We start from the raw sequence: 25508 nt of genomic DNA, 5'->3' as shown, positions 1-25508 counted from the left end.
TAAGCAATCATAAGAAAATAGTTGGCAAACATTTATCAGTTAATGTATTTATTACCCCATCAACTACTCAAACAAATTCTAGCTGAATATCAGTACATCCTTTCTTACAACGTATCCCTGAATTATCACTGCTTGCAGTGGCACTGTGTTGAGGTGTTATTAAAAAAAGCGGTTGCTGACAGGTAGAACAAAGCACAGTTTGTCCTGCCATTACTTTCTTCATTAACTGTCTTTGGCTAGCAAAGGAGTTTTTACTTTTTTTTTGTAATTCAGCAAACTGCTTAATATTAATCATGTTTTTCCTAAATCTTTACTTTTATGATAGCCGTATAGCTGAAGTTACAAACAGTAAAAACCATCAAACTTACCCTGTAACGGCACGCTAGTTGTTTCGAGTAATTCTTGATAGGCACTAATATTGTCGTAATTCAGCGACATTTCTGGGTAAGCGGTAATTTCCCATAGCAGTGCTTCATTGTCATGAAATGGTGTAAAAGAAAGCTTTTGATTATTCTCTAACAGTAGCTGACCAAACTGTAATGCTAGCACTTGTGAAGGAAACAATACTGAAAATTCTACTTCTCTGGCTTTTTCTAGATCATCGCCAGCTTGTTGCATTTGCCATAAGGCATCGCCAATATTATCGTTTGGAAAAAGGGTTAAATCACGGTCCATCGGTTACTCTTCATGTTTACTTTTAAGAAAGGAACTTATTAAAATTCATGTTACCTGATAACGCTTAATGGGTAAAAGTGTTAAGCTCATCAATATTGATTTTATTTCTTTTTCTGCCGTTTATGACCCTTATTTTTGAGCATCATATAAAACTTGATAACATTACTAATAACAGTATTGATGTTGAAGCTATCACCGCGTTAACCGCACTTTTCGATAGCCTTGCAAAAACAGACAATACACTAAGTAAGGCTCAACTTAAGCAAGCGATTAGTAAAGGTGCATTATGGCTAACCCGTGGTAAACATACCCAAAGGCTACGCCGCCTTAAAAAACCGATGCAACAGGGTGATGAGTTGCACTTTTATTATAACGAAACGGTGCTAGCTAGTGAGGTTGCAGAGGCTACTTTGATTAGCGACGAGTCTGATTATAGTGTTTGGTATAAACCCTTCGGTATGCTTTCTCAAGGCTCTAAATGGAGTGACCATTGCACTATTGCTCGCTTTGCACAGCAGTATTTTACGTCTGAACGGGCTGTTTTTATTGTCCATCGTTTAGACAAAGCGGCCACAGGGTTAATACTCATTGCCCACAGTAAAAAAGCCGCACAAGCCTTGTCTTCAATGTTTGAAAATCGTACGACTAATGACAACTCTCTTGATAAATATTACCAAATAATTGTTCATGGCAATCACAGCATAAATGAACAGCCACAAGTGATTACCACTGAGGTGGATGGTAAAAGTGCTCGTAGTACTTTTCGCTGTTTAACTTATGATGAAACTAAAGATCAATCACTTATTGAAGTGAAAATTGATAGCGGCAGGAAACATCAAATTCGAGTTCACGCTGCCAGTATTGGTTTGCCTGTAGTGGGTGATAGGCTACACGGCATCGCTGATAATAATGAATCGCTTAATTTACAGTTATGTGCGGTTAGTTTGAGTTTTATTTGCCCTATTACGCAACAAAAGCAATGTTTTCAATTATCCGAGGCATTACGACCTCAACTGTAATAGCTTAATGTAAAATTAAAAAACCGAGACAAGCTCGGTTTTTTGAATACATACTACTTTAACTAAACTAACATGCATTACCACTAGGATCACTAGTAATACTAGTAATACTAGGTCTTGTTTCCGCGTTAGTGACACCTGAAGCATCATATATAGCACGACATTTGGTCCCATCTACAGCATCAACATGCTCAAATGTACCAGCACTACCACTGACTTCCGTCATATCCTCTAACACTAATAAACTTGCGATAGAGTCTTCATCTGGCCAGCCATATACTAAACCAATTGATGAGCCTGCAACACTCACAGCACCTGTGCTTGCTGTTTCTCCTGCAACAAGCGCTTTAGCATGGGCCATATCAGCCGCTGAATTAATTGATCCTCTAACTGCTTCAACAACAGAAGCCTTAGCATCAGACGTTAAATCAATAAACTTAGGTGCAGCTGTTACCGCTAAAATACCTAAAATCACGATAACTACCACTAACTCAATTAAGGTAAAACCTTGCTGCTTGTTTACTGACTGAGTGTTTCTGAATGCACTAAAACGCATTGTTGCTTTCCTTTTTTATTAATTTAAATTTTACTTATCTGTTACTTAACCGTTAGTTAATTATTACTTAACGATTAATTTTTATTAATATTTACCACTACAGAGCTATTAGCATTGTTGTAGAAAAAATTATTACCTACCGTATCATCAGTTGGCGCGGTGAAAACACCATTATCACCTTGTACTAATGTTTCTCTCAAAAAATATCCACAAAGATTAGTGTTCACAATAACAAAGTAATTAATACTACCATCGTCATTTAACACATCGATATCATCAGTAATTGTAGGTGGCTGTGCTAATATACCCTGCCAAACTTCTATACAATCAGTGGTATCCATATCAGCACCTGTAGGTTTATCTGAATTTATACCGGTCGGATAGCCAGGTCTAATGGTGTTATCATCACCTGGAGTGGTTAAGAATAACTCTACTCCATCATAGTCAACACGATTTACGCCATTTTCAGTTGGACGCGCTTCAGCTTCCCATTGTGCTCTAGCTAATGAAACGCCGGTAGCAAAACCACCCGCCATGCCTTCAATATTTGCTTGCTTAGCTTGTTCGGTTAAATCTAAAAATTTAGGAATTGCAGTAACCGCTAAAAATCCTAATATAACCACAACGATAACTAACTCAATTAAAGTAAAACCTGCGGCTTGCTTTATTATTGATCTATTCATTTGGGTTCGATTATTCATACCAGCCTCATATTCTTTTAACTTGATTTATTGTAACAGTGATTTATTTACTAAGTCACTTATTTAACAACATTAATTACATTTCAGAGTGATTTTTCACTAAAAACTTTCAATTTAATTTAGTTACTTAGTTACTTAGTTACTTAGTTACTTTGCTCACCTTACCGTTAGCACGGTTATATTGAAAGTAACTACCGTCTAGTAGCACATATCGGCACTGTCCTTTTGACTGAATATGTTGTTCATTAGTATTATCGTGAACCTCTATTGCGATAATAGAAAACTTCATTAAACTCATTGGCGTTTCCATTATCAACTGCCAAATAGCTTCACATGCCAATTGTTTGTGTTTAACATCTACCCAACCTGTATTATTAACCGATACTACTTGCTTATCTTTATTATTGAAAGAAGCAAGTAGTACAGTATTTGGCTGCTTATCCATTAACCATTGCGCATGAACGGTACTCACTTTAGTGTTAAAACTTTGCGCTAACGTGGTAAATCCAGCATGTGTAAATTGGGCTTCACTTTTAATAAAGTAGTTAATAAAAACAGCCATCATCACCCCAACAAGCGCAATGATAACGAGAAACTCGGCAAGTGACTTTTCTTTTTTTTCGCTATTTGTTGCCATTTAATTAAAGTCTCGCATGCATGCTAGCCTCGAGTTAATAGTAGCGAGCAGCAAAAAACGGCAGACCGCGTGGTCTCTCGTAACCCGAAACTTCTCTTGCTCGCAAACATTACTTACCCTGCATCGCTGATGCCATATCCCACCATGTTGATGTGAATAATTCTACTTATTAGAGATAGCAACATCATTACATTAACGGTCATTTGTATTATTTACCTTGCATCGCTGATGCCATATCCCACATCGGTGTGAATATACCTAACGCGAGTACCAATACCATAGCCGCAACACCAACCAAAAGTATTGGCTCTATTCTAGCGGTTAATGTACTTAAATCGTAATCGACTTCTCGTTCATAGTAATCACCGACTTCTTTTAGTAACTCGTCTACCCGACCGGTTTCTTCACCTACGGCAATCATTTGCAATACCAGTGGTGTAAATAAGGTACTGGCAATCGCCGCACGCAACAAACTTTCGCCACTTTCAATCGCTTGACGCATAGCAATAATTTTTTCTTTCATGAAACTGTTATCAACTGCGTCAGCCACAAGGGTTAAACCTGTTGTCATTGGAATACCCGACTTTAAAATGATACCAAAACTATGGGAAAATCTAGCCAAAATAGAACGCTCAATTATACTCCCAATGACTGGCAGTTTTATTTTTCGTTTATCCCACTGATAACGGCCTTTATCTGTTTTAAGTGATTTGCGCAAAGCAAAATAAGCGACTACACCAGCAATTAACATGTAAGGCCAATAATTTAAAAAGAGCTCGGAACTGTTGATTAAAAATTTAGTCGCTAAGGGTAAATCTGCGCCCAATTTAGCAAACATATTAGCAAAAGTAGGAATAACAAATATATTCAAAATAACAAGTGCAGCACCTAAAGCAATTAACACCATAGTAGGATAACGTAATGCCGTTTTAATACGCTTTCTAGTTGCTTGTTCGCGCTCTAAATACGTTGTCAGCTTTAAAAATGATTCTTCAAGTTGACCGGTATTTTCACCTACATGAATTAATGATACAAATAAAGAACCAAAAATTTCTGGATGTTGATTTAATGCTGACGAAAGGGTATACCCACCCTGTAATTGGCTAGCAATCTCATGCAACGCTTTTTTAAGGGGGGCTGAATTACTCGCTTCTTCCATGCCATTTATTGCACGTAAAATAGGAACACCAGAGCGCATTAAGGCGTACATTTGTCGAGAAAAAATAATTAGTTCATCTAACGATACCCGACTAAAGCCAAAGATTTCACCCACATCTTTACTGGCAAAACTGTCACTTTTCTTTTCTGTAGCCTCAGAAATTGAAATAGGGGTAATACTTTTACGTAACAGCTGCTCAGCCACAGCAGAAGCATTTCCAGCTTCCATGATCCCTTTCACTTGGCTGCCGCTAATATTACGACCTGTATATTTAAATGATGCCATAAATTACTCTTTATTGTGATCTAGCTCACATCTACCGTTTCAACTAAACGTAACACTTCTTCCACTGTTGTTACGCCTTGTGTTGCATAATCAAACGCAGCTAATGCTAGTGGCATAAAGCTTGGGTTAGCTTTTGATAATTCGGTAAATTCTTGGGCATCATCACGCTTAAGTGCTGCCATCATGGGCTCGTTCATTTCTAATAATTCGAAAACACCAATTCGCCCTTTATAGCCAGTGTATTGGCAACTTTGGCAGCCTTTGCCATGAACAAATTTTGTAGTGTTGACGCGCTCTCCCGCTAAATTTGTTAACCACATTAATTCTTGTGGATCGGGTTTATGCTCTTCCACACAATGTTCACAAACACGACGCACCAAACGCTGAGCAATAATTGCCCGTAATGAGCTGCCGACTAAAAATCCCGCAGCGCCCATATCAATCAAACGTAGCGCACTGGCAATCGCATCATTAGTATGTAATGTTGATAAGACTAAATGCCCGGTTAATGCGCCTCGTAAACCAATTTCGACAGTTTCTTGGTCGCGCATTTCACCTACCATCATAATATCAGGATCTTGACGTAATGCTGTACGTAATACGGTGGAAAAGGTTAAGCCTATTTTAGGGTTTACCTGCACCTGATTTATGCGCGGCAAGCGATATTCTACAGGGTCTTCAACGGTAATGATTTTTTTACTAGCTTCATTTAATTCACTTAAAGCAGCATATAACGTGGTGGTTTTACCACTACCCGTAGGCCCAGTAACCAACACCATACCGTGAGGGCGAGTAATTTGATGACGAACGCGTTTAACTAAATCATCTGGCATACCCGTTTGATCTAATGATAACAAACCAGCGGATTGATCTAATAATCGCATAACAACCGACTCACCATGCTGTACTGGCATAGTCGACATACGTACATCAATCTCATGCCCAGCAATTTTCATATGAAAGCGGCCATCTTGTGGAATACGTTTTTCAGAAATATCTAAGCCTGCCATTAGCTTTAAACGCAGCACCATAGCAGAGGCAATTTTATTTTCTTTAAGAATATTTTCCTGCAAAACTCCATCAATACGTTGACGAATGCGTAGCTGGTTTTCATCTGGTTCAATATGAATATCAGAAGCGCGCATTTGTACCGCATCTTCAAACACCGATTGCAGTAGTTTACCTACAGTGGCATCACCTGTCTCATCAATAAAGGAGGTAGATAAATCAAAGCTAGACGACTTCTCATACTCTTCTTCTAGCTGACTAGCAAAAGACTCAATATCAGCAGTACGACGATAAAGACTATCAAAAGCATCAAACATTTGAGAGTCCATCACTACAGCGAGTGCTAAACTTTTTGGCGCAAGCATATGCTCTAGCTGATCAATCGCATTTAAATCCGCTGGATCGCTCATGCCTATTAAGACAGAATCACCTCGGTCTTCTATTATCAGCGCTCTTAGGCGTCTAGCATGAACTTCTGGTAGCAAACTAGCTAAATCAGAAGCAATACGTCGTTGGCTTATATCTAAAAAGGGTAAGTCTAATTGCTGTGCTAAAAACTCTAATAATTGTCGTTCGGATAAATAGCTTAATTCAATAAGCGTATCACCTAGTTTTCGTCCGCTAGCTTTTTGGCTATTTAATGCCTGCATCAATTGTTCGTTGGTAATGATGTGCTCGTGAACCAATAGGTCACCCAAGCGCATTTTTAATTTGGGGGCTGCCATGTTATTTATTCTCCTAGAGCTTGCATGCGTTGCTGAGCAAATTCTGCTGAAGCAATCGATAAATCAGACTTTGTTAAGGCAAGCGCATATTCAGTTACCGCCAAAGAAAACTGACTATTTTTGTCATAAACAATCGCTAAGCCTAGGTGCCAACGGCCACTATATGCTTGCATGTCGATTAAAATTTTATACGCTTGGATAGCACTTTTATATTGCTCAATTTGTTGAGAAACGTTAGCCAACATAACCTGATATTCTTGCTGTTTAAGCGTAGGTAATACTTTTAAGGTGTCGTAAGCAGCTTTGTGTTGCCCTTGTTGAAGATGAATTCTCGCCTTTAACTGTCGTAATTCTGCGTCATTTCTGTCTAACGAAATACCTTGAGACAGTAAATTTGTTGCTTGTTGATACGACTTTCTACCAAACCATAAAGCGGCAAGCTTTTTACGTGCTTGTTTATAGTTTGGGTCAATAATCAACACCTCTTCAAATAACTGTTCTGCTTTTGTTATATCATTAATTTTTATCGATTTCTCTGCTCTAACTAATTTTTGTGCTACTAATTCTTTTGACGTTAATTGACGTCGAGACACTGACATTTTGCTTTCAGTTGGCGTTTTAACTTGTATAGGATTCACTTGTGCAGGACTAATAGGTTTAGGCTTGATAGGCACAGGTTGAACTTGCTGTCTGATCGCAACAATATTTTTTGATACTGGCTCTGGTAAGTTAACTTTTTCTTTAACTATTGGTTGTTGAGGCAACTCTATAGCTAGTTCTGCTTTCGCTTCTGGCAGCGAAAGTTTTTCTGGTATTGGCTCTTGTCGGTCAAGCGTTTGTCGGTCAGGAGTTAACGTTTCATCCAATTGTCGAGGTAATTCCCGACTTACATTGGCTACTGGACTTTGTACTTGTTCCTTAATTTTCAACTCGCTAGACGATATTTGTTCCTGTAAATTCCAGATATAAAATCCAAGTAAATTAAAACTAACTAACACCGCTAAACTGATTAAAACAATTTTTATCGTTGATGGTTTATGGCTGATAACTACTGGCATAGCAACTTGCCCTTGCTCAGGCGTACGCTGCTCTAAATCTTTAAGCATCTGATTAATAACACTCACTATGATACTCCTGATAAATAGTGAGAATAAGCAACATATCCCAGCATTAATAACAACGCACTAAATGCGGCAACTAAAAAAACACTTTTCCCGTTAATACGGCCAAAGCTATCGGCACTTGGGTTAATGCTTTCGGTGTCTCTTATTGCTGCTGCCAACTGTTTTCTAGTCATTTGATAATTACCCTGCCCATAACTTAACATCAACATTTTATGGCATAAAATGTTGACTAAACGCGGTATACCTTGGCTTGCTTTAGTGATTTTTTTACACAAGCTAGCTGAAAATAATGCAGCACCTTTATAGCCAGCAACTTGCAGCCTATGTTGTATATATTGCTGAACTTCTTCTGCTTTCATTGCCCGTAATTGATAAGAAAACGTGATCCGTTGGCGAAGCTGTCTAAAATCAGTTTGTGCTAAGCGTTGATCTAACTCTGGTTGAGCAAACAATACCACTTGCAGTAACTTACGTGTTTCCGTTTCTAAATTTGTAAATAGCCGTAATGCTTCTAAACTCTGTTCTGGCAATGCCTGGGCTTCATCAAGTATTAAAACAACAGAATGACCTTTAGCATGTAATTCTAATAATCTATTTTGAATCCGCTGCGTTAACAATTGTACTGACATACGTTGGGCTTGTTTAACGCCTAATTCAATCGCCACTGCTCGTCGTAATTCATCTGGATTTAAATAAGGATTAGGAATATAGGCGGTGACAAAATGCTTGGGAATTTCATTCAATAATTTTCGACACAATAATGTTTTTCCTGTACCCACTTCACCAATCACCTTGATGAAGCCTTCCCCTGTTTTTAACGCCGTCATTAATACCGCAAGTGCCTCATTATGAGGCTCAAGCGCTAAAAAAAAGCTAGTATTTGGTGTTAGTGTAAAAGGTAGCTCTGTTAAACCAAAGTGGTACAAGTACATAAATTACAAATTTTGCTATTGAGCATCTGCAGGTTCATCTTCTTCAGGAAACCACTTTTGCAATAAAGAACGGGCATCTTGAAGTTGTGTTTTCCACGTATCTTGACCAATAACAATAGGTTTAAGTAAAATGACCAATTCACGCTTTTGCGTAACCTCACTCACGCTTTTAAATAAACCACCAAGAAACGGAATATCACCGAGTAAAGGGGTTTTAGATTCTTGATCTACTTGATACGTTTCAATTAAACCACCAATAACAACTATTTCACCTGATTTAGCACGAATAATAGTATCTGATTCTCTCACTCGACTTTGCGCTAATGGCAGTACCAATTCTTGATCACCAAGCTGAATCACTTTGCTTTGTTCACCTGTTAGGGTAACGGAAGGGTGAACGTGCAAAATAACCGTTCCATCTTGGTCAATTTGCGGCGTAACATCTAAAGCAATGCCTGAAAAAAAAGGCGTCAATTCAACCTCCGGTGTGGTAGTCGTTGATGTACCTGTAGTGGTGGTACTAGAAACATCAGTAACAAAGTACTCATCTTCACCCACTTTAATAACTGCTTTTTGGTTATTGGTAGCTGTAATTCTTGGGCTTGATAATACTTGAACATTACCTTGGGTTTGCAGCAAATCAATCACACCACTAAAATCAGGACCAGAAAAACTAATTGAAGTAGCCCCACCAATACTACCTGCAATAGAATTACCCGCAATATTTCCACTGGTACTAAAGTTAAAATCAGTATTCCCTAAACTACCGAGTACTTCATTCCAATGAACACCTTGTTGGTATTCATCGTTTAAGGTTACTTCCATTATTTTAGCTTCAATAATAACTTGGCGGTGTAAATGCGTTTCGGTATCACTGATGAATTTTTTAACTGCCGAAATTTCTGTAGGTAAACCACGTACTGTTACTAGACCTGCATGTGGTGAAACAATCACTGAACGTCCGTCGGCAGTTCCCACAAAAGCTGTTAATGTTTCTTTTAGTTCAGTCCAGAAGTTAGATTCATTTTCAGTATAAATATTAATACCGCTATTACTGCTTTGGCCGTTTTGGTTGTTTTGGTTGTTTTGGTTATTACCACTACTACCGTTGTTACCACTATTATTACTGTTGTTGTTATTACTATTTGGGTCATTTTCTGACACACCACCTGAGTTAATAGTGGTGCTAGAGGTACCAAACCTTTTTAAAAACAGGTAATTAAGTGCAATAGTTTCAGTGCGAATACCGGCTGGATAAACTTGAATAACATTGCCATTGCGGCGGATATCAAAACCATAAATATCTTCTATAACCGCTAAAACCTCAGTTAACGTTACATCAGTTAAACTCAAAGTAATGCTACCACTAACATCCGGATGAATAGCGATACTATAAGCGGAACCTTCAACTATGGCAGTGAAAAAGTCTTTCGCTGCTACTGAGGTTGCTGAAATTTCCAGTCTTTTTTCTGACAGCAAACCTTGTTTCGCTTGTGCCATATTTTGTTGCATTAACTCTTTTTGTACGGAGTTTGGAACTTGTGTTAATGGCTTAGGGCTATTTAACACCTTTGTTTCGCTAATTGCTTGCTCTAAACCTGCTTTCATATCTGCAGGCTGATCCGGCGTGGTTTGACACCCGACAAGGGTTAACAACAGAGTAGATAGCGCTATTTTTATTTTTGACTGTTTCATAATTCAACTTTTTATTCTACTTGAATTTAAGGATTCTTTGCGAGTATTTTCTCGCTAGTAAGCTTTAATTTTTACCACATTACTCTTAAATATTTTTAATTTAAGACGTTGTGTTTTACTGCGTAAGATCACACTTTGATCATTAACAGCGGTTAACTGATATTCACCTATGTGGTCAAACGTTTTTAATACTTTGCCATTAATCACCACAGTATGAACACCATCGCCATGAATAATGGACTCTAAAACCAATTTTTTACCATTGGGTGTAACCGATGATGTTGCACTATGGCCAAAAGGACTCGTGGGATCGGTGTCTGCTAGCACTTGAGTTATCGAACAAGCAAAGCCACAAACCAATATAAAATAAGTAGTAAATTTAAACACCAACGAACTCCTTATTAGTACCTAAGCTATACATTTCAATTTCTAGCTCACTGTTAGGATATTCAGTTAATTTAAAGTTGAAGTCTTGCCAGAAAAATTTCCATGGCAGTTTTTCAAGCTGCGTTAAATAATCACGCAAATCAAAATAACGGCCAGAGAGTTTAATTTTAATGCCATGACGATATAAGTTTACACCTACAGAGTTATCATTTGAATCAATTGAGGCTGCGCTAGTCTTTGATGTTGAATCAAGCTCTGAGTTAGGTGCAGGGTTAGACAATAAGGGTTTCGCGCCGAGTAATTCAAAAGACAATAACGACACCCCTTTTTCAAGTTTTAATAAATCTAATAATGCATAACGCATTTGAATTGGGCTCATTAAATCACTGGTTAACGTCAATAATTTAGTATCAATTTTAGCTAGCTTGGCTTCATACTGAATGATTTTATTTCTAGTATCTTCATTAGGATCGCGCTGTAAAGCGGCTTGCAACTCAAGCATTGATATTTTTAATGACTGGTTACTTGAACTAAGCTGTACTATTTTTTTACTCGCGCTAGTATTGCTAGCCATTTTATCATCAATAAAGAAGTAAAATATAATAAAAAATACGGCGACTAAACCGGTCAGTAATATTAAATACTGCTCTCGAATAGTCAGTTTTAAGAAGTTTTCACTGCGCTCTTGCCATTGTTGATTCATCGTAATGACACCTCTTGAACTTTAGAACTAACCATAAACTCGGTAATGTGCTGTTCGTTTTCCGACAGTTTAAAGTGAGAAAATGACTTGCCTGATAACAACAAAGAATTTTCAAACCCTGCTAACCATGCAGGCACAGCCTCTGGCGTCAATGCTAATCCAGAAAAAGTCATGTTATCATTATTTATATTAATCGTTTGTAAACGAATATCTTGATGGTGCAATTGCGCTAATTCATTCATTGCGGTAGCAAACCCAGCTACATACGTTTTATTCGGGTTTGTTAATTTTTCATGTAACGCTTTTTTATTGCTCATTAACAATTTAATAGTCGCCAATTTATCGGCTAACTTACCATCAACTTTTCGCGATGTTAGTTGCGTGGTTAAACTTGCAAATAATTTATCTTGTTTTACTTTTTCTTTTTGCAAAACATTGAGTTTTTCTTGTAGAGATTGGTGCTGAAAGTCAGTGACTATTCCCCAGCCTAACATCAAAGTAAAAGCGGCAACCCAAAGTAAAACAACTCTAGGTAATGTTAATAATACTGGTTCAGGAAAAAGCTCAGGTTGTAGTAAATTTATACTGTATTTATTAGCAGCTCTTACATTAGGGTTAGCTGACATTCATTGTCTCCTGAGCTTGCTCGGCAATTTTAGCATCATACATAGTTGCACCGATAGCAGCAGCATGGCCTCTGTGTTGCTGATACGGTTCAGGTAAAGCCAACAACGTAACAGGAGTATGAGAGTTTTCAGCTAATTTACGTGCTAAGAAGCCTTCGTTCTCCATAGGTAATAGCACTTTAATTTTTTTAATAGGCGCTTGTTTTAATTGACGTTCAAAGAAGTCAGATGAACGTTGAACTTCTAATGCTAAATTATCAATGACTGTCATTGCTAATTCATCTTCAGTTTTATTCGCTATTTGCTTAAAGCCACGTAAACGACGATGAAAATATAATTTACCCTGCTTAACAATTAACAATACAATTTCTTCATTAGGTTGCTGACAAACTAGCAAACAAGCATCACTTTGAGTTGCTAACAAATTAGCAAATGCAAATTCTACCGTAGTAATACTAGCGACTTCAGCACCCTCTGTATTTGTCACGGCTACAATTTGTTTAAGCTCATTGATGGGCGCACAAACTACATTAATTTTTTCTTTACCACCAGCTAATAATGGACCATCAAAATAATCTAACACCATGTTATCAGGCGAAATATTCACTAAATCTTTGACTTGCCACTTTAATGCCGCATTAATTTCAGCCGAGGGAACATTAGGTTTATCAACTTGTACAATTTGTGACTGTTCAGCGCTAAGCACGATATGGCACTTACCCGTAAAAGCAAGTTCAGTTTGCAGATCTGTAATTGCCTGTGAAAAACCTAACTGATTCACTTTTTTATGTTTAAATATGGTGCCTGAGGCAGGGGTACTCTCATCCGGTGTTGTTGCAACTAAAGAAGGCAGTGAACATAAAGTAATAGACTCTTGTTGTATAGATATACCAACTAATTGATCTGATTGCTTTTTTGAAAAAATATTATTTATTGATGTGAATAATGACATTTATTTTTGTGCTATATTATTATTAAAATGAAAGACTTAAAATAAGTACAGCTAACAATATCCTTTATTAGAGTGCTGCTGCAAGTATTATTGACGACTTTTTAGCTTTTTATTGCACTTTTCTCTTTACTATATGATTTATCAAGATGACCATTTTATCTGAGTTACAACCATTATTTCATCCTTTATTTAACAAGCACAAGGTGCAAGTTGAAATAAAGCGTGACGATATTATTCACACGATAATTTCAGGTAATAAATGGCGTAAACTTAAATTCAATTTGCAACATGTAAAGCAAGCACAAAAGTTCAATGGTGTACTTAGTTTTGGTGGCTGCTATTCAAACCATATCCATGCGTTAGCATTTGCTTGTTGTGAGCAAAACATTCCTTGTGTTGGCATTATTCGTGGCGAAGTAGCGTACGCTGATAATTTCACCTTATCTTGGGCAAAACATTGGGGTATGAAACTTCACTTTGTTGATCGTAAAACTTATCGTCGCCGTCATGACAACGACTACCTAAAAGAATTACAACAACAATTCCCTCATTATTTTATCGTACCTGAAGGTGGAACTAACAAACTCGCTATTACGGGTGTTAGCGAAATAATCACTGAACTAACTACACAAACTGAGTTTGATACCTTAATAACGCCGGTGGGCAGTGGTGGTACAATAGCCGGGCTTATTGTCGGAGATGCATTAAATAACGCAACCCATAAAATACTCGGTATTGCCGTATTAAAGAATGCCAAATATTTAGAAAATGAGATAAAGCATTTATTGCCTACTGCAGTAAAAACACATAATAACTGGCAATTATTAACCGAATTTCACCGGGGTGGTTATGCTAAATTCAGCCCAAATGATATCGCACGTATCGTTGAATTTAACCAAGTAACAGGGGTTGAGTTTGAGCCTGTTTATTCGGGAAAAATGATATTAGCTTTTCTTGATTTGCTCGAACAAGGCTATTTCAGAAATGGTGAGCGGATCGTCTTATTACATACAGGTGGTATGCAGGGGCTTGGCGGTATGATTGAACGTGGAATACTCAACGCAGAAGATTGGCCAATGCCAGAGCGAGTAGCGAGTAGCGAGTAGCGAGTAGCGAGTAGCGAAAAGTATATACCCGTGTTACCTCAAAATGCAGGATTTAGCTGGAATTAGCTTTGCAACAAATAAAAACACCGTAGTCTCTAAGAGAATACGGTGTTCTTTAAATACCGTTACGAGAAAGGAAAGTTTTAAGTAACGAAATACCACACTATCAGCAGGTTTTCTTTAAAACTTGTAACTCGTAACTTAAAGCTATAGTTTATGCTTCAGCAATAACAATCACTTTAATGCTAGTATCAACATCGTGATGCAAGTGAATAGCGATTTCGAATTCGCCTGTTTCACGGATTGCACCTAATGGTAAACGTACTTCAGCTTTAACAACTTCAACGCCAGCAGCGGTGATTGCATCAGCAATATCACGAGTACCAATAGAACCGAATAACTTACCTTCTTCACCAGATTTTGATGCGATAGTAATTTCACTCAATTCAACAAGTTTAGCAGCACGAGCTTCTGCAGTTGCTAGAACTTCAGCTAGTTTAGCTTCTAAGTCAGCACGACGTGCTTCAAAGTGCTCAACATTAGCGTCTGATGCAAAAACTGCTTTACCTTGTGGTAATAAGTAGTTACGTGCATAACCTGATTTAACAGTTACCTTGTCACCAAGGCCGCCTAATTTGGCGATTTTGTCTAGAAGAATTACTTCCATAATAAACCCCTTTTAAGCTTACTTGTGTAAGTCGGTGTATGGTAACAATGACAAGTAACGAGCGCGTTTAATCGCACGAGTTAATTGACGTTGATATTTAGCAGCAGTACCAGTGATACGGCTAGGAACAATTTTACCACTTTCAGTGATATAATTTTTTAACGTAGCAACATCTTTATAATCAATAGATGTTGCGCCTTCCGCTGTGAAGCGACAAAACTTACGACGTCTAAAAAAACGAGACATAATTTTCTCCGAATTTGGTTTTATTTACGCGTTAAGGTTTAGACCTTAAGAGAAATAAAACACTAATTAATCATTTCTATTTGTTGAGCATGTAAAACCAATAGCGGATTACCGTTTCTTGATTCGTGGCGGTTAATAAAACCACTCACCTTTACATTTTGTCCAACAACTAATTCACGAGTTAAGTGTGATAAATCACCTGTAGCAACAACTTGTATTCTGACAAATGCATGTCGGTTCATACCAGCTTCATTTTGTATAGACTTATGATCTATTGAAAACTGACTGTGAACAATACCTGCTGGGCTAGTTGACTGTTTTGGGGTTTTCACCACACTACCTGTCAACATAAGGCAATTCTCTTGCAAAAAGTCTTGCGAGCTATCTTGCAAAAAAGTCACAGATTACCTATTCGCTAGCAGCTTCTTCTGACTTTTCTTCTGTAGAAACTTCAGCAGCTTTTGGCGCAGCAACATCTTTCTTAACTTCGCGGCGATCGTCACGACGGTCATCTTTAGTAACAGCCATAGGCGATGCTTCAGTTACCGCGTCTTTAGTACGCATGATCATATTACGAATAATAACATCGTTATAACGGAAAGAAGTTTCAAGTTCATCAATAATTGACTGTGGCGCTTCAATGTTCATAAGAACATAGTGGGCTTTATGTAATTTATTGATTGGATATGCTAATTGACGGCGACCCCAGTCTTCAAGACGGTGGATCTTACCTTCAGCAGCATTAATCAAGTCTGTGTAGCGCTGGATCATACCAGTCACTTGTTCACTCTGATCAGGGTGAACCATAAATACGATTTCGTAATGACGCATTACGAGCTCCTTACGGTTGTAGCCTCATAATCTGGCTCAGCCAACACCAGTTGAGGCAAGGAACAAAAAGTTCAGGCTGAATTAAGGACGCGTATAATAGAAGAAATAAGGGATAAAAGCAAGTAACTATAACTATAAAACGAAATGAGTTTATTTATACCCAAGCCACCTCAAGATGCAGGATTCAGCTGGAATTAGAAACGTCTTTAGGCAAGGCATTGATTGAAGGCAATAGTTATTCTACTGTCGAAATCAATAACGATGTATAAAGCGTTTCTAAACCAGCCATTCTGGGACGTCTGAGCAAATCATATTCATCGTTGCGTAATTAATTAAGGGAACAACCATTAATGAAATACACGCCTTGATCATGAATCGCTCAGCCGCCCTGAAACGAGCATCTTGAAGTCACTTGGGTATAGTTGCTTGTTAGTGCGGTTGCCAAGACTAAAAATTATAATGGAATAGCATTACCATTAATATTTAATTGGCCTTGCGTATAATTAACGTTAACACTTATCTTATCTTCTTTTTGTATGATGAAGCCTTGTTCAACATAATGTTCAACCATTGGTGCCAGCCCTAATTTAGCAAAAAATGCCATCGGCGCTTTACCATTGGCGGTTGCATTAATTGCAGCCATAATTGACATGAAATTTGCAGTATCAAACAGCTTTTCATCGACACTAACTAGCATGGACGATTCAATCTTTCCTTCGGGTGTTACTACGCTGAAATCTTCAATTTTAATAACAGGGTCATTCGCTAATAATTTAGCCGTTAATGCTGATAATTTGTTCAAGCTCGCTGAACTAAACACTTCTTCACCATCATCTGATAACTCTGTCAGTAAAGCATTTATTTCCTGCATCACGGTAATATTTAAGCCATTAAGGACAACATCTAAATTAGCGTGCTCTAACTGTTGCCCCGCCGATACTAATTTATCTGCGCTGTAATTCATCTTAATTTCCATTAAATCGTTATTCATAGATGACATGGCATTAATAAGTAAGTGACTCAACGAAAACACTTCATTACCAGTAGCATCCTTGGCTTTTATAGCAGATGTAGAAAAATCGAAACTACCTGTTGAAATAGCATTACCCTGATAATAGCTTCCAACAATAAGTGTTTGGTCTAATGAAAATTTCATATCTTCAATGGTAAAACTTTCATCCGTAGTTGTGGCCGATAAACCCGCCCAATTAAAATCGCCATAAAGCCTACGTTCATTTTCTAACACAAATTTGCCAACGCCTTTCGCTGAGACAATCTTGTTACCGTCAACCTCTTTGCTTATTTCATCAATGGTAATGTGAGTAATAATATCTTTAGAAAAGGTTAATAACGCCGAGAGGTGAATTTTATTTTTAATAAAACTCTCTACTTCTTCTTCAATGAAAAGGTCGGTAAACTTGATATTTGATTTTGAGTAACTTAACGCAAATTTTACTCCCTCATCAGTAAAAATTACCGGCCCAAAGGATAAATCATCTTCAATAACAATATTAAGATCATCTACGTCTTCATGTTGAAGTAACACCGTCATTTCAGTTACTACTTTCCCACTATACCAATTTCGGTTGAAGGTAGTTGATTTGATGGTAATAGCGGGATTATCATTTAACTTATGTAATGCTGATTGGTATTCTGTTTCAACAATACCGCCAATAAACTTCGGTGATACCATTATAGTGGCGCTTAATAAAGCAATTATAATAAAGAGTTTTTTCATGCGGGTTCATCCTTGAATAACGTTCAATAACTTAACTAGCTAAATAAATAAGTGTTGGTAAATAGTTTGTTTCATTAATACTATTTACCGATCTTTTTCACTTAATTCAAGCGTTGTCTCACTATTTCAAATAAGCAAATACCTGTGGCTACTGAAACATTCAAGCTGGAGACGCTACCCGCCATTGGTAATTTTATCAATTGATCACAATTTTCACGTGTTAATCTACGCATGCCCTTTCCTTCGGCTCCCATCACCAAAGCCAAAGGCCCTGATAACTGAACGTCATAAAGGCAGGTATCAGTTTCACCTGCTGTACCAATAATCCATACACCCATTTGCTGTATATGTTTCATCGTACGCGCTAAATTAGTTACTTGAATTAAAGGCACAAATTCTGCTGCGCCAACCGCGACTTTGCGCACGGTTGCTGTTAAACGAGCCGCATTATCCTTAGGCACAATAATCGCTTGTACGCCTGCAGCATCGGCATTTCGTAAACAAGCGCCTAAGTTATGTGGATCGGTTACACCATCTAAAATAAGTAAAAATGGTGGTGTATCATTTTTTTCAGCGTTATTAATAATGTCATCTAAATCATTTTCATTGAACACTTTGCCCGGCTTTACTCGCGCTACTACGCCTTGGTGTTGCTCACCTAAACTTTTCTCATCAAGTACTTTACGCTGCGCCATTTGCGCGGCAATACCATATTTACGCGCTAAATTAATAATAGGCATTAAACGGTCATCTTCACGCCCTTTTAATAGCCATATTTCTATAAAGCGCTCAGGTGCACTTGCTAATAAAGCATTTACTGCATGAATACCAAAGACTAATTCTTCATTTTTTGCCATGTTTAATTTACCTTTGTCGCACTAACGTACGACATACCTATTTATAGCTTGTTGTTAATTTTTTATTTATTTTCTTTTTTACGCGCGTTTTTACCAGGACGTTTTTTGCGTTCCGTGCGCTTTTTAACTTTGCTCTTTTCTTTTTGAGGCGCAGCTGTTTTACTACTTGATGACTTCTTTGGCTTTTTATTTGATTTATCACCATTATCATCACCAGTCGTTTGCATAGTAAGGTCGATTTTCTTTTCGTCTAAATTTACGGCAGCAACTTGTACTGTAACTACATCACCAACGCTATATTTAACACCACTATTTTCGCCTTTTAAGCACATGCGTACATCATCATAATGATAATAATCACGGCCAAGCGCAGTGATATGTACTAAGCCTTCAATATGTAAATCTTGTAAGCGAACAAAAAGACCAAAATTAGTCACTGTACTGATAACGCCAGTAAAGTTATCACCGACATGATCTTGCATAAATTCACACTTTAGCCAATCACTAACATCGCGAGTCGCTTCATCAGCCCGGCGCTCTGTCATCGAGCAATGCTCACCTAACTCAATCACTTCTTCAAGTTTATAATCATATAAACCCGCATTCGCTGCCACTGCTTCATCTGAGCTAAGCTGCTGCATAAGAATACTTTTGATCACCCTATGTACCACAAGATCTGGATAGCGACGAATGGGTGAGGTGAAATGACTATATGATTGCAATGCTAAACCAAAGTGCCCGAGGCTATCACTTTGATAAACCGCTTGGCGCATTGAACGCAACAACATCGTTTGAATAAGCTCTCGATCAGGGCGATTTGCCACTTTTGCTAAAATATCACAATAATCCTTTGGCTCTGGCTCTTCTCTTTTAGGCAGTGTAATGCCTAATTCAGTTAAATAACTGACAAAATTATTATACTTATCTTCGGTTGGTTTTTCGTGAACACGAAATAATCCCGGCTTTTGATGTTTTTCAATAAACTTAGCAGTAGCAACATTGGCTAAAATCATACATTCTTCAATGATTTTATGAGCATCGTTACGGATAAGTGGCACAACGCTTTCTATTTTTTTCTCATCATTAAAAAGAAATAATGATTCTTCGGTTTCAAAAGCAATAGCACCACGTTTATTACGCGCATCACTTAACGACAAATACATATCCTTAAGGTTTTTTAAATCAGGTACTAACGCTTGATATTCTGTGCTTAACGCCTCATCACCATCCAATATTTTAGCGACTTTACTGTAGGTAAAGCGTGCATGTGAACGCATGACTGCCGGATAAAATTTACTTCCTGAAAGTTTACCTGCTGCACTCACCGTCATTTCACACACCATACATAGGCGATCAACATCAGGTTTTAAAGAACATAAACCATTGGAAAGTTTTTCGGGCAACATTGGAATAACTTGGCTAGGAAAATAAACAGAATTACCACGAGAAATAGCTTCATCATCTAGTGCGCTACCATGACGAACATAATAACTAACATCAGCAATAGCAACCCACAGACGCCAACCGCCCGATTTTTTAGGTTGGCAATATACCGCATCATCAAAGTCACGGGCATCCTCACCATCAATCGTTACCAGTGGTAACTCTCTCAGATCTTTGCGTGGTAATTTTGCTGACTCTTCAACTTCATCACTAATACAAGCGGCTTCTGCTTGAACTTCATGAGAAAATTGATGAGGTAAATCATGGGCCCGTAAGGCTATTTCAATTTCCATACCTGGCGCCATGTGATCGCCTAATACTTCAATCACATTGCCGATAGCATGCGAACGCCTTGTTGCTCTTTGTACTAAATCAACCACCACCATTTGACCATGACGTGCGCCTAGTTTTTCTTTGGGATCAATTAAAATTTCTTGTTTTATTTTGGTGTCTTCTGGTACTACCGAGCAAACATGATGATCCACATAAAAACGTCCTACAATGGGCGCTTTCCTCGGTTCAATCACCTCTAATATTCTAACTTCTTTTCGGCCTTTTCGATCAGTACGGTCGACCAAAATAGCTTGAACGACATCACCATGAAATACTCGCTGCATTTCATGAGAAGAAATATAAAAATCTTTACCCCGTTTGTCTTTTTTAGCCGGATCATCAGGTGCAAAAAAACCAAAGCCATCTCTATGACCAAGCACTTTTCCTGTTAACAAGCTGCTTTCTTCTGGTATAGCGTATTGTTTGAATTTATTAAAAATCAACTGGCCACTATTTTCCATCGCACGTAAACGACGCTTCAAGCCGACAAGTAAATGATCTTCTTGATATTTTAATGTTTTCGCTATGGCGTTATATGTTGGCGGAGGTGAGCTCTTTTCAATAATAGAGAGTAATAGTTCACGGGAAGCTACTGGTTTTTCATATTTTTTTGCTTCGCGTTTTGCGTAGGGGTCTTTAAAAGTCACAATAATTAGATGTTTTTAATAGTTTAATTACTCTGCAGTATACCACAAACTCTAATTTCGTGACTGCTAACTCAGCAATAATTCTCGACTGACTAACGAGTATATACCCATGCCACTTCAAGATGCAGGATTCAGCGAGAATTAAAAGGCTTATTAGGCAAGGCATTGATTGAAGATAATAGTTACTCTATTGTCAAAATCAATAACGCGGCATATACGCCTTTTAAACTCGCCCTGCGGGGGCTACAGAGAAAATCATGCTCATCGTTGCATCTATTATTAAGGGAACAACCATTAATAAAAGATGCGCCTTGATCAAGAATTCCTCTGTAGTCCTGAAACTCGCATCTTGAGGTGGTATGGGTATAAAACAAATCAAGCGCCTTGCTCTTAAAGATTGACCCTCATTACTCATGTTGAAGTAAGTTAAACCATTAATTGATTTAATTAGTGTAGCTTTTGTTTTTCGCCATATTAACGACTGTATCAGGCATTTTTGCTGCTAGCTGTGATAATAAATGCGTAATTTTTTTATGAGTCGTTTTATCGTCCGTAATTGCATGGTGTAGTTGAGAATAAAGTGCAGGATAATCTAATGGGCTACCATAGCCTTGCTGGTATATTGACGCTAGGCGCATTTGAGCGGCAAGATTATTCATAGCGGCGGCAGCTTTAAGAAAAATAATTGCTTGCTCCATGTCCACTTGCATAAATTTACCAACATGATAATAACGCCCTATTTGCTCTATCCCTTCAACCAAGCCTTGATCAGCTGCCAAACGCATGTAATACAAACCTAATGCAATATCTTTTTTTACACAAACGCCATAAGCTAGCATATCACCCCATAAAAACTGATAAGAAGGCATTTTAGCTTTGACAGCGCGCGCTTCTATGTCTTGCACTAATTGACATTCATCTATGACTACTTGGCTTAAATGTTTATTTTCTTTAATTAAACTTAACAACTGGTCATCGGTATAAATTTGCACTGCGGTTAAATTTTGACCTTTAACTAAAGGCAAAAAAAACATAAAAATAATGAAAAGTAAAATACGCATATCAATCCCAAAATTCAGATAGTAAAAACGAAGAAATAAAAATAAAACCATAGCACTTATTTTGCTATCGGCAATAAAACACAAAACTAAATCATTATATACATATGATCGTTTTATACCGAGACTAATTCAATACTGATAATTTACCCACGCAATTTAAAGACCATTATACCCATGATACTTCAAGTATCATGGGTATAATAGTTACTACTGACAGCAAATTAAATAAAACCGGACAACATAAATTGTTTAATGTATAAAAAGTAGCTAGTATCATATGAGCAGAATGTACCCATGACATTGAAGTTAAATGGACACAAATGAGATGATTGTAGAAAAGCAACTTACCGAATTAAATATTGGTCATTACGTTACAAAAATTGCCAAACAAAATGGTAATTTATCCTTAAGTACACCGGGACACATTAAAAGTAACAAGGTAATTAACCGCCTAAAAAATCAAAGTATTTTTTCTGTATTTATAGATGAAAGTAAAACAATTCCTAACCCAGCCTCAACATCTCCTACCCATAAAAGCCCAAAAGACAGAGCAACAATAAAAGCTGAAATTAACAAAGCTAAAGCCATATTTGACGAATCAAAGACAATTCAAAAAAAACTTTTCGCACGAGCGTTAAGTGGCATGACAGTTGATTTAGCCCCTGTTATTGAGGTAACGAACAAATCTGTCGATGCAATTTTTAATAGCCCTGATTCTTTAGCTTGCATGATAAATATTCGAGAAAAAGATGAATATTTATTAGAGCATTCAGTGGCCGTTGCTGTTTATATTACCATTTTCGCTCATCACTTAGAGATGAGTAAAGCAGTTGTACAACATCTTAGTGTAGGTGCATTTCTGCATGATATTGGAAAAATTAAAATACCTGATGATGTGTTAAATAAACCAGGTAAGCTGAGTGAAGAAGAGTTCATTATCATGAAAACGCATGCTAATCATTCTATTGATATAATTAAAAAGATCCCTGGAATTAATAAGTTAAGTTTGGAAGTCGCCGCCTTGCATCATGAAAAACTTAATGGTGAAGGCTATCCTTTTCAAGTTGAGGGCAAAGATATTAGTCAATATGGCCGTATGATAGCCATTTGCGATATATTTGATGCCTTAACAGCAAATCGCGTCTATAAAGAAGGCTTTACCCATAATAAAGCCTTTTCAATTTTACGCGAATTAGCCAAAAGTAATCACTTAGACATCACCTTAGTAGATCAATTTATTAAATGTCTTGGGGTTTACCCTATTGGTTCACTCGTACAGTTAGAGTCTAAAAAATTAGCGATAGTAGAGCAACGCAATAACAATTCGCCTCTCAAACCTAAAGTACGCTCTTTTTATAGCGTTAATCTGAACCAATACGTAAACACCCAAGACGTAGACTTAACAGATACTGATGATTTTATTGTTAAAAGTGTGAGGGCGGAGGAATTTGATCTTGATATGAATACCATTATTGAGATGTTATTAATGGAGGGATAAAACCAACAGCAGGTTGATTATCTATACAAAAATGTACACAATACCAAAGCCCCCTAATTCCATAAATTATCAAAACAGGTATGTCTGATATGTCTGAATCCATCATTGAATTAGAGAAAAAGTTAGCAAGTGTCCTTGCTAATTCACGTGCCAATGAAGCCATTGCACAAAAGCTTTTTGAGATAGAAACTCAAATTCTCAGTTGCAAATCAAGTCAAGAATTATTACAACAGCTGCTTGCTTTAATTAAAGATAAATTTAACTTAACCGGTATTTTTTTATTATTAGCAGAGCCAACACCGCTTAGTTATTTGCTCAGCGGTAATATGCAAACCAATTGGCATCAAAAAAATAGCCGTAATATTGACTTTAAGCTACTGCAAAGTTTTCATCCTCAGAGAAAGCCATTTCTTACTAATCACATTGATGACATAAAGGCGATATTACCTAAAAATTTAGCAAGTCAAACCCACTCTGCCGCGTTAACACCATTAATTTTAGAAGGAGAGTTATTTGGTAGTTTATTATTTACTGACAGTGATCCAACTCGATTTACCCCTAATTTAGGCACCTTACATTTAGAGCAACTTGCGGTCAAAGTAAGCCTTTGTTTATCAAATGCAATGATCAGAGAACAACTGGAATATATGGCCCATTATGATCGCCTAACTGGCGTGGCTAATAGACGACTAATGGAAGTATCAATAAACGAAGAACTAATTCGACAACGTCGTTATAAAGTACCTTTTTCAGTACTATTTATTGATTGTAATAAGTTCAAGCAAGTTAATGATACCTATGGACATGACTGCGGTGACAAAGTATTGACATACGTTGCCACGCAGCTACAAGAGTTAATCCGTGAGAACGATAAATGTTTTCGTTATGCTGGCGATGAATTTGTGATTACTTTAGCCAGTCAGACCTACCAAGAAGCACTTTTGGCTTGTAAACGCTTAACAGATTTTTTTCAAAATAATCCAATGCCTTATCAAGGATCTTTTCTTCCCATAACAATTAGCTGCGGTGCCGCTGCTAGCGATGGTAAAAAAACAATGGATGAACTATTAAAACAAGCCGATGAACAACTTTATTTACATAAAAAAGCAGTAACGGCTTAATAAATACCTATTATACCAATTGAAGTAATGAATTGATCATTCAGCGAGAATTAAAAGGTCTAGAGGCAAGGAATTGATTGAAGAGAATGGTTATTCCCTTGTCTAAATCAATTACGCAGCATATATACCTTTTAAACTCGCCCTTGGGAGCTTGTCAGGAAAGTGATAACGCCACAAATTTATTTGATATAGAACGACTATATACGGTGAACGTCTCGCCAAATGCACATATCCTAAGCTAAGCATTAACCCTAGACTTGCTTCAACGTAATAAAAGGAGCAATGTATGAGCCGTAAAACTTCCGATGAGTGGAAATGTCTTGTAGAGAAACAAATCACTAGCGGTCTATCAGTACCAAAGTTCTGTGACCAGTATCAATTAAGTACTAAGTATTTTTATGCGCGTAAAGCTATTATCGCTAAAGGCAATAACCGTACTGATTTTATACAAGCCAAAATTATTACCAAACAAACCATTATCACTCAGCCCATTGAATATCCCATCAAACTGAATCTACCCGTTGGTGAATTATCATTTCCTCATAATATTTCTCCTGCCTTTATAGCTGAGCTGCTCAATGGGCTAACGCATGAAGATGTTTAGTGATGTTCCCGAGGTTTTTCTTTATCGTGATTTTGTCGATTTTAGAAAATCGATAAATGGTTTAGTGGTGATTGTCGAACAGCAGATGCAAGTTTCACCTCTCACGGGCAGTGTCTTTGTTTTTTGCAATAAGGGCCGAGATAAATTGAAGGTACTTTATTGGGACAAAACT

The 25508-nt window shown here is 37.4% G+C and carries 28 protein-coding genes; 6 read left to right on the top strand and 22 right to left on the bottom strand.

The genetic code is table 11. The annotated features are described in order from the left end of the window. Positions 1-67: 67 nt before the first annotated feature. Together DWA31_RS08710 and DWA31_RS08705 are read right to left on the bottom strand one after the other, a co-directional pair. On the bottom strand, positions 68-295 hold the full coding sequence (locus DWA31_RS08710) for a hypothetical protein (protein ID WP_114326206.1): 228 nt from the start codon (positions 293-295) through the stop codon (positions 68-70). Positions 296-339: 44 nt separating this feature from the next. Continuing rightward, positions 340-675 carry a ribonuclease E inhibitor RraB gene (locus DWA31_RS08705; RefSeq protein ID WP_114326205.1) on the bottom strand — a complete coding sequence of 112 codons (336 nt, stop codon included), beginning with the start codon at positions 673-675 and terminating at the stop codon, positions 340-342. Positions 676-797: 122 nt separating this feature from the next. Between DWA31_RS08705 and DWA31_RS08700 the strand changes: the two genes are divergently transcribed. Continuing rightward, positions 798-1694: an RluA family pseudouridine synthase gene (locus tag DWA31_RS08700; RefSeq protein WP_114326204.1), complete on the top strand. Its 897-nt coding sequence runs from the start codon at positions 798-800 to the stop codon at positions 1692-1694. 67 nt (positions 1695-1761) lie between these two features. Here DWA31_RS08700 and DWA31_RS17705 read toward each other — a convergent pair whose 3' ends face one another. From DWA31_RS17705 to DWA31_RS08640, 12 genes are all read right to left on the bottom strand, one after another. Next, complete coding sequence (locus tag DWA31_RS17705; RefSeq protein ID WP_114326203.1) at positions 1762-2250, bottom strand: type II secretion system protein; 489 nt, start codon at positions 2248-2250, stop codon at positions 1762-1764. Positions 2251-2324: 74 nt separating this feature from the next. Further along, complete coding sequence (locus tag DWA31_RS08690; protein WP_245942560.1) at positions 2325-2951, bottom strand: pilus assembly FimT family protein; 627 nt, start codon at positions 2949-2951, stop codon at positions 2325-2327. Positions 2952-3090: 139 nt separating this feature from the next. After that, a complete protein-coding gene (locus DWA31_RS08685; RefSeq protein WP_114326202.1) occupies positions 3091-3588 on the bottom strand; it encodes a hypothetical protein in 498 nt (165 codons plus the stop codon). 208 nt (positions 3589-3796) lie between these two features. Beyond that, positions 3797-5032: a type II secretion system F family protein gene (locus tag DWA31_RS08680; protein ID WP_114326201.1), complete on the bottom strand. Its 1236-nt coding sequence runs from the start codon at positions 5030-5032 to the stop codon at positions 3797-3799. Between the two features lie 20 nt (positions 5033-5052). Continuing rightward, positions 5053-6765 (bottom strand): GspE/PulE family protein, encoded by a 1713-nt coding sequence (locus tag DWA31_RS08675; RefSeq protein ID WP_114326200.1) that lies wholly within the window; start codon positions 6763-6765, stop codon positions 5053-5055. 5 nt (positions 6766-6770) lie between these two features. After that, positions 6771-7889 (bottom strand): tetratricopeptide repeat protein, encoded by a 1119-nt coding sequence (locus tag DWA31_RS08670; RefSeq protein ID WP_114326199.1) that lies wholly within the window; start codon positions 7887-7889, stop codon positions 6771-6773. Continuing rightward, the gene (locus DWA31_RS08665) at positions 7889-8821 is read right to left on the bottom strand and encodes an ExeA family protein (RefSeq protein WP_114326198.1); all 933 of its coding nucleotides are present in this window, start codon (positions 8819-8821) and stop codon (positions 7889-7891) included. Before DWA31_RS08665 ends, DWA31_RS08670 begins: the two co-directional genes overlap by 1 nt. 15 nt (positions 8822-8836) lie before the next feature. Continuing rightward, on the bottom strand, positions 8837-10516 hold the full coding sequence (mshL, locus tag DWA31_RS08660; RefSeq protein ID WP_114326197.1) for a pilus (MSHA type) biogenesis protein MshL: 1680 nt from the start codon (positions 10514-10516) through the stop codon (positions 8837-8839). A gap of 54 nt (positions 10517-10570) precedes the next feature. Next, positions 10571-10903 (bottom strand): hypothetical protein, encoded by a 333-nt coding sequence (locus DWA31_RS08655; RefSeq protein WP_114326196.1) that lies wholly within the window; start codon positions 10901-10903, stop codon positions 10571-10573. Next, positions 10896-11606: a hypothetical protein gene (locus DWA31_RS08650; protein ID WP_114326195.1), complete on the bottom strand. Its 711-nt coding sequence runs from the start codon at positions 11604-11606 to the stop codon at positions 10896-10898. The genes DWA31_RS08655 and DWA31_RS08650 overlap by 8 nt, the downstream gene beginning before the upstream one ends. Further along, positions 11603-12232 carry a PilN domain-containing protein gene (locus tag DWA31_RS08645; RefSeq protein ID WP_114326194.1) on the bottom strand — a complete coding sequence of 210 codons (630 nt, stop codon included), beginning with the start codon at positions 12230-12232 and terminating at the stop codon, positions 11603-11605. The genes DWA31_RS08650 and DWA31_RS08645 overlap by 4 nt, the downstream gene beginning before the upstream one ends. After that, a complete protein-coding gene (locus tag DWA31_RS08640) occupies positions 12222-13184 on the bottom strand; it encodes a hypothetical protein (protein WP_114326193.1) in 963 nt (320 codons plus the stop codon). The genes DWA31_RS08645 and DWA31_RS08640 overlap by 11 nt, the downstream gene beginning before the upstream one ends. Positions 13185-13330: 146 nt before the next feature. Between DWA31_RS08640 and DWA31_RS08635 the strand changes: the two genes are divergently transcribed. After that, positions 13331-14290: a 1-aminocyclopropane-1-carboxylate deaminase/D-cysteine desulfhydrase gene (locus tag DWA31_RS08635; protein ID WP_114326192.1), complete on the top strand. Its 960-nt coding sequence runs from the start codon at positions 13331-13333 to the stop codon at positions 14288-14290. A 214-nt stretch (positions 14291-14504) separates the two neighbouring features. Here the strand turns inward: DWA31_RS08635 and rplI are convergent, their stop codons facing one another. The 8 genes from rplI to DWA31_RS08590 all read right to left on the bottom strand — a co-directional run bounded on the left by rplI (position 14505) and on the right by DWA31_RS08590 (position 22113). Continuing rightward, entirely contained in the window at positions 14505-14957 is a 453-nt protein-coding gene (gene rplI, locus DWA31_RS08630) for a 50S ribosomal protein L9 (protein ID WP_114326191.1), read from the bottom strand. Positions 14958-14975: 18 nt separating this feature from the next. After that, the gene (gene rpsR / locus DWA31_RS08625) at positions 14976-15203 is read right to left on the bottom strand and encodes a 30S ribosomal protein S18 (protein WP_019029522.1); all 228 of its coding nucleotides are present in this window, start codon (positions 15201-15203) and stop codon (positions 14976-14978) included. A 62-nt stretch (positions 15204-15265) separates the two neighbouring features. Beyond that, positions 15266-15604, bottom strand: coding sequence for a primosomal replication protein N (priB, locus tag DWA31_RS08620; RefSeq protein WP_425451875.1), 339 nt, complete (start codon positions 15602-15604; stop codon positions 15266-15268). Positions 15605-15611: 7 nt separating this feature from the next. Beyond that, positions 15612-16034, bottom strand: a complete 423-nt coding sequence (rpsF, locus tag DWA31_RS08615; protein ID WP_114326190.1) for a 30S ribosomal protein S6 — start codon at positions 16032-16034, stop codon at positions 15612-15614. Between the two features lie 454 nt (positions 16035-16488). Continuing rightward, positions 16489-17772: a DUF945 family protein gene (locus DWA31_RS08605; RefSeq protein WP_114326189.1), complete on the bottom strand. Its 1284-nt coding sequence runs from the start codon at positions 17770-17772 to the stop codon at positions 16489-16491. Positions 17773-17873: 101 nt separating this feature from the next. Then, positions 17874-18629, bottom strand: coding sequence for a 23S rRNA (guanosine(2251)-2'-O)-methyltransferase RlmB (gene rlmB / locus DWA31_RS08600; RefSeq protein WP_114326188.1), 756 nt, complete (start codon positions 18627-18629; stop codon positions 17874-17876). Between the two features lie 62 nt (positions 18630-18691). After that, the gene (rnr, locus tag DWA31_RS08595; RefSeq protein WP_114326187.1) at positions 18692-21052 is read right to left on the bottom strand and encodes a ribonuclease R; all 2361 of its coding nucleotides are present in this window, start codon (positions 21050-21052) and stop codon (positions 18692-18694) included. Between the two features lie 443 nt (positions 21053-21495). After that, complete coding sequence (locus tag DWA31_RS08590; RefSeq protein WP_114326249.1) at positions 21496-22113, bottom strand: tetratricopeptide repeat protein; 618 nt, start codon at positions 22111-22113, stop codon at positions 21496-21498. Between the two features lie 310 nt (positions 22114-22423). Between DWA31_RS08590 and DWA31_RS08585 the strand changes: the two genes are divergently transcribed. From DWA31_RS08585 to tnpB, 4 genes are all read left to right on the top strand, one after another. Next, the gene (locus DWA31_RS08585) at positions 22424-23611 is read left to right on the top strand and encodes a cyclic di-GMP phosphodiesterase (RefSeq protein WP_342766954.1); all 1188 of its coding nucleotides are present in this window, start codon (positions 22424-22426) and stop codon (positions 23609-23611) included. 89 nt (positions 23612-23700) lie between these two features. After that, on the top strand, positions 23701-24732 hold the full coding sequence (locus DWA31_RS08580) for a DUF484 family protein (protein WP_168427315.1): 1032 nt from the start codon (positions 23701-23703) through the stop codon (positions 24730-24732). Between the two features lie 286 nt (positions 24733-25018). Continuing rightward, the gene (gene tnpA, locus DWA31_RS08575) at positions 25019-25336 is read left to right on the top strand and encodes an IS66 family insertion sequence element accessory protein TnpA (RefSeq protein WP_114324640.1); all 318 of its coding nucleotides are present in this window, start codon (positions 25019-25021) and stop codon (positions 25334-25336) included. After that, positions 25329-25508, top strand: a 180-nt coding sequence (gene tnpB / locus DWA31_RS08570; RefSeq protein WP_210725508.1) for an IS66 family insertion sequence element accessory protein TnpB, incomplete at its 3' end; no start/stop codon positions are given. The genes tnpA and tnpB, both read left to right, overlap by 8 nt.

Source organism: Candidatus Colwellia aromaticivorans, from assembly GCF_003333305.1.
GTDB classification, from domain to species: Bacteria; Pseudomonadota; Gammaproteobacteria; order Enterobacterales; family Alteromonadaceae; genus Colwellia; species Colwellia aromaticivorans.
Note: the sequence above shows the minus strand (reverse complement) of the source record. Positions and strands in the feature narration are given on the sequence as shown.